Below are 7,167 nucleotides of genomic sequence, written 5' to 3'. Positions count from 1 at the left end.
AGACGCGGCCGTTCCCGGCCCCGCGCCGGCCGGGAAGGACCGCCGGGTCCTGCGTGCCCTGCTGCGCTGGACCGCGGCCGTCGTGGTGTTCGCGGCGGTGGGCACGTCGGCGGCGTACGGCATCACGCAGATGAAGCGCACCGACGTACCCGGTCTTGCCACCCGCTCGGACGGCCGCTGGGACTACCCGGAGATCGTCCACCCGCCCCTGCCGTCGGGCAGCCCTGCCCCGTTCGCGGACCGCAACGAGGCCACCTCCCACTACGCCGACCTGCGCAAACTGGTGCTGCCGGCGCCGAGGGGCGCGAGGGCCGACAAGGCGCTCGCCGGGGACCACGGATGGGTGAAGACGGACGTCTTCCTCGCCGAGTTCGCCGCCAAGGAGGACCGGGACACCCTCACGAGCACCTTCAGGGACCAGGGCCTCAGGCACATCGCCGCCCGCGGCTGGACCATGCCGGACGGCACCCGCACCCGGATCTACCTGCTCCAGTTCGACACCGGAATGGTCGCGGGCAAGGTCCAGGAGGACGAGTTCTCCGACGCCTACTCGCCCGCCCACGCCCTGCGTGGGGCGCTTGCCATGCACATGGACGGCGTGCTGCCGAAGCTCGAGGGCACGAACGCGCTGCACTACGCGTACGTCGAGCCGAAGCCCTATGGCGCCGAGCAGGTCCGGGAAGCCGTCCTCGTCTGCGGTGACGTCCTCGGGTTCGTCGTGCAGTCCCGCAAGGGCGGCGCGAAGGCGGTGCCGTTCCAGCAGACGGCGATCCTGCAGGAGCAGCTGCTCGACTGAGCCGTACCTCGTCAGGAGGGCCGGAGCCCGGCCGCGTAAGCTGGGCCTCGGCCCTGTCGTATGCCCCCTCGCTCAAGGAGCACCCGTGGAAGCGTTCTTCGAAACCTTGCTGGTCCTGGTCTGCGTCGGCGTGCTCGCCTTCGCCTACCTGGCCGTGAAGAAGCTGTACCAGGGCCAGCGCTGACCTCCCACCCAGAAAACTTCCGCTCATGATCGAGATCCCGTCCGACCTGCACAAGGACCTCGTCCCGCTCGCCTTCCTGCTCGGCAACTGGGCCGGCGCCGGCGTGCACGACTTCCCCGGCTCGCAGAAGTGCAACTTCGGGCAGGAGGTCACCTTCACCCACGACGGCCGGGACTTCCTGGAGTACCATTCCCACACCTGGGTGCTGGACAACGACGGCAACAAGGTCCGCCCGCTGGAGTCGGAGTCCGGCTTCTGGCGGATCGACGCCGACCGCAAGGTCGAGATCACGATGACCCGCGACGACGGCACGGTGGAGATCTGGTACGGCGAGATGGCCGCCAAGAAGCCCCAGATCGACCTGGTCACGGACGCCGTCGCGCGCACCTCCGCCTCCCGGCCGTACACCGGCGGCAAGCGGCTCTACGGCTACGTCAAGAGCGACCTGATGTGGGTCGGCGAGAAGCAGACCCCCGAGGTCGAGTTGCGCCCCTACATGTCGGCCCACCTGAAGAAGGTCGTCACCCCCGAGGAGGTCGAGCGCTGGGCCAAGGCCCTCCCCGACGACCTGCCGGACGACGGCATCGCCTTCTTCAAGTAGGCCCCCGCGGCTTCCTCGCGCAGTCCCACGCAGTCAGGCCCACGCAGTCCGGGGCGGCCCACGGAACCGGTGCGTGACCGCCCGGTGGTCCTAGACTCGTTGCTGTGGTGAGCACCGACTGGAAGAGCGACCTCAGGCAGCGCGGCTACCGGCTGACGCCGCAGCGGCAGCTTGTCCTGGAAGCCGTGGACACCCTTGAGCACGCGACCCCCGACGACATCCTCGTGGAAGTGAGGAGGACGGCGTCGGGGGTCAACATTTCCACCGTCTACCGCACGCTGGAGCTGCTGGAGGAGCTGGGCCTGGTCAGCCACGCCCACCTGGGCCACGGCGCGCCCACCTACCACCTCGCCGACCGCCACCACCACCTGCACCTGGTGTGCCGGGACTGCGAGAACGTCATCGAGGCCGACGTCGAGGTGGCCGCGGAGTTCACGGCCAAGCTGCGCCGGCAGTTCGGCTTCGACACCGACATGAAGCACTTCGCGATCTTCGGCCGCTGCAAGGACTGTTCGCTGAAGAGTTCAACTACCACGTCGTAGGCTTGCTCATATGAAGAGCCCCCTGCTGTCCCTGCCCGGCGCCGTCCCCGCCGAGGGCGTGGACGAAGGTGTCGCCGCCCACTACGGGGACCTGTTCCGCGAGCAGCGCGCCCTCGCCGACGGCACCGGATTCGTCGACCTCTCGCACCGCGGAGTGGTCACCGTCACCGGCGAGGACCGCCTCGCCTGGCTGCACCTCCTGCTCACCCAGCACGTCAGCGACCTGCCCGCGGGCCAGGCCACGGAGGCGCTGATCCTCTCCCCGCACGGGCACATCGAGCACGCGCTGTACCTGGTGGACGACGGCACGACGGTCTGGGCCCACATCGAGCCCGGCACCCAGGAAGCGCTGGTCGCGTACCTGGAGTCGATGAAGTTCTTCTACCGGGTGGAAGTCGCCGACCGCACCGCCGAGTTCGCGGTCGTGCACCTGCCCGCCGGCTCCATCGCCGAGGCCCCGGAGGGCGTCGTCGTCCGCGAGACGGCGTACGGCCGCGACCTCTTCCTGCCGCGCGGAGACCTGGAGTCCTTCGCGGCCGGACACGGCCCGGCGGCCGGCCTCCTCGCCCACGAGGCGCTGCGCGTCGAGCAGCACAGGCCCCGCCTGGGCTTCGAGACCGACCACCGCACGATCCCGCACGAGCTGGGCTGGATCGGCACGGCGGTGCATCTGCAGAAGGGCTGCTACCGGGGACAGGAGACCGTCGCCCGGGTCGAGAACCTGGGCAAGCCCCCGCGCCGCCTGGTCTTCCTCCACCTCGACGGCAGCGAGGTCCACCTGCCGGCGCCCGGGACCGGCCTGTACCTCGCGGACGAGGGCCCGGACGGCCGCAAGGTCGGCTTCGTGACGACCTCCGCCCGCCACCACGAACTGGGCCCGGTGGCGCTGGCCCTGGTCAAGCGAAACGTCCCGGTCGACGCGCGGCTCCTGGCCGGAGACACCGCCGCCGCACAGGAGGTCGTGGTCGAGCCGTAGGCGCGGGACGGAGAGACGGCGGCCGCGCGGGAGGCCGTGGCCGAGCCGCAGCCGTCGGACCGTGGGCGCTTCGTGGCCCGTCGCACGCACGCGCGGCGGACGGCGCCCTCGACACGGGCGCCGCGCCCTCGCCGGGCGCTCCTAGATGTCCAGCAGCACCGTGAACGGACCGTCGTTCGTCAGCGACACCCGCATCCGCGCGCCGAACCGCCCGGTGGCGACGGTGGCCCCCAGCGCCCGCAACTGAGCCACCACCTCGTCCACCAGCGGCTCGGCCACATCCCCCGGCGCCGCCGCGTTCCACGTAGGCCGGCGCCCCTTGCGGGCGTCCCCGTACAGCGTGAACTGGCTGATCACCAGCAGCGGGGCGTCGACGTCGCTGCACGACCGCTCGTCGTGCAGCATCCGGATGGACCACAGCTTGCGCGCCAGCTGCGCCGCCTTCTCCTTGGTGTCCTCGTGGGTCACCCCGACCAGGACGCACAGCCCCTCGCCCTCGATCGCGCCCACCGTCTCGCCGTCCACGACGACGCTCGCGCCGTCCACCCTCTGCACCACCGCACGCATGCGGACCATCATGCCGGGCGCGCGGCGCGCGGTCACAGGCGGTCCATTATGGATCCCTTACCCCCCATCTGGGGCCGTTCGGGGGCACTCGGTCACATCTCGGCCACTTGGGGTGGCACGATGCTGTCACATGCCGGTCGAGGGGACGGTCAGAACCAGATGAGCACACCGAGCACCAGCGGGCGACTGGGCACGCAGGGGACCTGCCGGCCACCCGCGCAGCGCGCCGACGGCCCGGCGGACCCGGCGCTGCCCACGGAGCCCGACGATCCCGACCTGGCCCGGTTGAGCCTGCCCGAGCTGCGCGCCGTGCGCCGCGACGCCCAGCGCGACGAGGCGGACCTCAGCTATGTGCGGCGGCTGCTGCAGGGCCGGATCGACATCCTGCGCGCGGAGCTGGCCCGGCGCGGCCGGGCGGCCGTGCCGGCGCCCGCGGACGGCTCCGTCGTGGAGCGGCTGCCGGAGATCCTGAAGGACGCTCCCGCCCGGCACCGCTCCTCGGCCCGCCACGTCACGCTCGGCACCCCGCACAACGAGGAGTACCGGCAGCTGGCCACCGAGATGCTGGGCGAGGTGGAGCTGAGCGACCTCCAGGCGCGCACGGACCTCGAACTGACCGCCGCGATGGGGCGGCTGGTCAGGTACGAGCAGGAGGTCTCCCGGCGCCGCCAGCGACTGCAGCACACGGCCGACGGGTGCAGCGGGGAGATCGCCCGCCGGTACCGCGAGGGTGAGGCGCAGGTGGACGACCTGCTGACCTGACGGCGGAAAATCGGAGCGACACCCGGCGGGGCGGTTGCCTACGGTGACCCCATGACCGACGTACGCACCGTGAACGAGGACGACTTCGCGGACTGGCAGCGCGCCCTGAACACCGGGTTCCTGCGCCCACCGGTGTTCACCGAGGAGCAGTTGGAGGCCCGCAGGCGGCAGTTCGTGCCGGGCCGGCTGCTGGGCGCCTTCGACGACGGCCGGTGCGTGGCCACCTTCCGCTCCTTCGCGCAGGAAGTGACCGCGGTGGGCGGCGCCCCGGTCCCGGCGAACGCCATCACCAACGTCAGCGTCAGCCCCACCCACCGCCGCCGGGGCCTGCTGAACCGCATGATGGCGAGGGACCTCGCGGCGGCGAAGGACCGCGGTGACATCGTCGCCACCCTGATCGCCGCGGAGTACCCGATCTACGGCCGCTACGGCTTCGGCCCGGCCACCTGGTCGGCCCAGTGGACCGTCGAGGTGCCCCGGGCCGGCCTCGACCCGCGCTGGTCGGGGCCCGGCGACGGCGGCCGGATCGACCTGGTGGACGGCGAGGACGTGCGCAAGCTCGGCCCGGAGCTGTACGAGCGCTTCCGCCGCCGCCAGCCCGGCGCGGTCAGCCGGGACGAGCTGTGGTGGCAGGTGAACACCGGCGCGATACCGTTCCACGACACGTGGACCGAGCCGTTCCACGCCGTGTACCGCTCGGCCCGCGGCGAGGTCGAGGGCCTGGTGACCTACCGGTCCGACGAGGCCTGGAGCGGCACGCAGCCGGACCAGACCGCCACCGTCCTCAAGCTGGTCGCCACCACGCCGGCGGCCGAGCGCGCCCTGTGGCACTACCTGTGCTCGATCGACTGGATCACCAAGGTCAAGACCGGCTTCCGCGGCCTGGACGACCTGCTCCCCGAGTTCCTCCCCGACCGGCGTGCGGCCCGGATCACCGATCACACGGACTGGCTGTGGGTGCGGATCCTGGACGTCGTACGGGCCCTGGAGGCACGGACGTACGACACGGCGGGGGAGATGGTGCTGGAGGTCGTCGACGGCCAGGGTCCGGCCGGCGGGCGGTTCCGGCTGACGGCCTCCCCCGAGGGGGCGAGCTGCACGGCCACGAGCACCGCGAGCCCCGATCTGACCCTGGACGTACGGGAGTTGGCCTCGGTGTGGCTGGGCGGGGAGTCACTGCTCCGGCTCGCCGCGCTCGGCCGGGTCCAGGAAGAGCGAGAGGGCGCCGCCCGTGAGGCCGACGCCCTGTTCCGCTCGCCCGGGCGACCGTGGTGCCCGGACATCTTCTGACCGCTCCCTTCCTCCAGCGGTGCTGACTGTTCATCCGTAGCGAGCTGTTCAGTTGTGGCTGTGCTGTGCCGTGTTCAGTTGTGGCTGCGCGATGGCGTGTTCAGTTGTGACTGTGCGTTTCGGTGGCCGTTCCCTGCCCGGGCTCCCGGCTCCCCTCCGGAAGGGAGCCCGGTCGGCCAACCATTGGGAAGCTCGACCATGTCGGGCGAGTTGGCTGCCAACTTCACTGTACTTATCTCCGTTGGAAGGCGACTCATAACCAGCTGTCGGCGAACTGCCGGAAGATGGCGGGAAGTTGTAGTGTTTGTCCGTGGACCCGGAGCACGTCTCCGCCAGTGGACGGACGAGGTCACAGCGGCCCCACGCGTCCCACGGCGAGATCGCCGACGAGCTGCGCAGCCGGATCAGGTCCGGCGTACTGCGGCCGGGTCAGCGCATGCCCACCCAGGCCGAACTCGCGGTCGAGTTCGGCGTCGAGCGCGGTGCCGTCCGCCAGGCGCTGCGCATCCTGCAGTCGGAGCATCTGCTCACCAACGTTTCCAGGGGCAGCCCCGCCACGGTGGCCGCCGGACCGTCGCCCGCGCGGCCGGCGGCCGGCCCCACGGTGCCGCCGCAGCCCACCATGGTCGGCCTCGCCCCGCGCATCGCGGCGGCCTTCGCCGCCCCGCACGTGGAGGTCGACGCGATCTGCCTGACCTCGGTGTCGCTCACGCTGGCCATGGGCGAGCCGCTCCGGCAGATCCACGCGGGGCGACTGGAACCGGCCAAGATCGACGTCCGGGTGCTGCTCCCCAGCCGCGACATCGACCTGGCCTTCCCGGCGCCGGTGGGCGCGGACGACGGCGGCCGGCTGCACCGCCGCTGGCTGACCCAGCGCAACGCCCAGGGCATGGTGCTGCGGCAGAACCTGCTGGCGCTGCGCACCACCCACGGCATCGACGTGCGGGTTTCCTTCCGGGCGCTGCCGTTCACGCCGCCGGTGAAGCTGTACCTGCTCAACGGCGTCGAGGCGCTGTTCGCGTACTACACGCTGGGGCGCCGCGAGCGGGAGATCGACCACGAGCACCTCCAGCTCTACGACGCCGACGGCACGCGCTCGATGCTCTTCGCGTTCGTACAGGGCGCCGGCCTGCGGGACACCACGTTCGTGGAGCAGTCCCACCTGTGGTTCAACGCCCTGTGGGAGACGATCAGTTCGGACCTGGTGCTGACGTCGTAACGCTCCTTGCCGTCAGAGCACCGGGCCCGCGAGGAGCACCGCGAGCAGGACGGCCCCGGCGGAGCTGACCGCCGGGCTCTTGGCCTTGATGCCCACCGAGAGCAGCAGCAGGCCGATGACGCCGACCGCACCGTACTTCCACTGGACGAGCTGTTCGAAGCCGACGACGAAGACGGCGGAGAGGAGAGCGAGGGCAGGCACGGCGTTCCCCCTTCAGGTGCCGGTGGGAG

9 protein-coding genes are annotated in these 7,167 nt (G+C 71.5%); 7 read left to right on the top strand and 2 right to left on the bottom strand.

The window, feature by feature from the left end:
- The 4 genes from ACLU3S_RS02250 to ACLU3S_RS02235 form a co-directional block, all read left to right on the top strand.
- Positions 1 to 796 (top strand): hypothetical protein (locus ACLU3S_RS02250; RefSeq protein ID WP_413949973.1); only part of this gene is annotated, 796 nt, incomplete at its 5' end.
- A 209-nt stretch (positions 797 to 1,005) separates the two neighbouring features.
- Positions 1,006 to 1,581, top strand: a complete 576-nt coding sequence (locus tag ACLU3S_RS02245) for an FABP family protein (RefSeq protein WP_413949972.1) — start codon at positions 1,006 to 1,008, stop codon at positions 1,579 to 1,581.
- 104 nt (positions 1,582 to 1,685) lie between these two features.
- Positions 1,686 to 2,123, top strand: a complete 438-nt coding sequence (locus tag ACLU3S_RS02240; RefSeq protein WP_413949971.1) for a Fur family transcriptional regulator — start codon at positions 1,686 to 1,688, stop codon at positions 2,121 to 2,123.
- A gap of 10 nt (positions 2,124 to 2,133) precedes the next feature.
- Positions 2,134 to 3,099, top strand: coding sequence for a YgfZ/GcvT domain-containing protein (locus ACLU3S_RS02235; protein ID WP_413949970.1), 966 nt, complete (start codon positions 2,134 to 2,136; stop codon positions 3,097 to 3,099).
- Between the two features lie 141 nt (positions 3,100 to 3,240).
- Here ACLU3S_RS02235 and dtd read toward each other — a convergent pair whose 3' ends face one another.
- Positions 3,241 to 3,666, bottom strand: a complete 426-nt coding sequence (gene dtd, locus ACLU3S_RS02230; protein ID WP_413949977.1) for a D-aminoacyl-tRNA deacylase — start codon at positions 3,664 to 3,666, stop codon at positions 3,241 to 3,243.
- Positions 3,667 to 3,825: 159 nt separating this feature from the next.
- Here dtd and ACLU3S_RS02225 point away from each other — a divergent pair, with 159 nt between their 5' ends.
- The 3 genes from ACLU3S_RS02225 (at position 3,826) to ACLU3S_RS02215 (ending at position 6,937) form a co-directional block, all read left to right on the top strand.
- Entirely contained in the window at positions 3,826 to 4,428 is a 603-nt protein-coding gene (locus tag ACLU3S_RS02225) for an aerial mycelium formation protein (RefSeq protein WP_413949969.1), read from the top strand.
- A 51-nt stretch (positions 4,429 to 4,479) separates the two neighbouring features.
- Positions 4,480 to 5,718, top strand: a complete 1,239-nt coding sequence (locus tag ACLU3S_RS02220; protein ID WP_413949968.1) for a GNAT family N-acetyltransferase — start codon at positions 4,480 to 4,482, stop codon at positions 5,716 to 5,718.
- Positions 5,719 to 6,022: 304 nt separating this feature from the next.
- On the top strand, positions 6,023 to 6,937 hold the full coding sequence (locus ACLU3S_RS02215) for a winged helix-turn-helix domain-containing protein (RefSeq protein ID WP_413949967.1): 915 nt from the start codon (positions 6,023 to 6,025) through the stop codon (positions 6,935 to 6,937).
- Positions 6,938 to 6,949: 12 nt separating this feature from the next.
- Here ACLU3S_RS02215 and ACLU3S_RS02210 read toward each other — a convergent pair whose 3' ends face one another.
- Positions 6,950 to 7,138: a hypothetical protein gene (locus ACLU3S_RS02210; protein ID WP_413949966.1), complete on the bottom strand. Its 189-nt coding sequence runs from the start codon at positions 7,136 to 7,138 to the stop codon at positions 6,950 to 6,952.
- Positions 7,139 to 7,167: the final 29 nt, after the last annotated feature.

The sequence above is a fragment of the Streptomyces sp. AF1A genome (assembly GCF_047340315.1).
In the GTDB taxonomy this organism is placed as follows: Bacteria; Actinomycetota; Actinomycetes; order Streptomycetales; family Streptomycetaceae; genus Streptomyces.
This window is presented reverse-complemented; position numbering and strand designations above follow the sequence as displayed.

Excerpts from the sequence above, each read along its gene's own strand:
- ACLU3S_RS02245 (WP_413949972.1), top strand. The coding sequence starts at position 1,006 with ATGATCGAGATCCCGTCCGACCTGCACAAGGACCTCGTCCCGCTCGCC.
- ACLU3S_RS02235 (WP_413949970.1), top strand. The coding sequence starts at position 2,134 with ATGAAGAGCCCCCTGCTGTCCCTGCCCGGCGCCGTCCCCGCCGAGGGC.
- dtd (WP_413949977.1), bottom strand. The coding sequence starts at position 3,666 with ATGCGTGCGGTGGTGCAGAGGGTGGACGGCGCGAGCGTCGTCGTGGAC.
- ACLU3S_RS02225 (WP_413949969.1), top strand. The coding sequence starts at position 3,826 with ATGAGCACACCGAGCACCAGCGGGCGACTGGGCACGCAGGGGACCTGC.
- ACLU3S_RS02220 (WP_413949968.1), top strand. The coding sequence starts at position 4,480 with ATGACCGACGTACGCACCGTGAACGAGGACGACTTCGCGGACTGGCAG.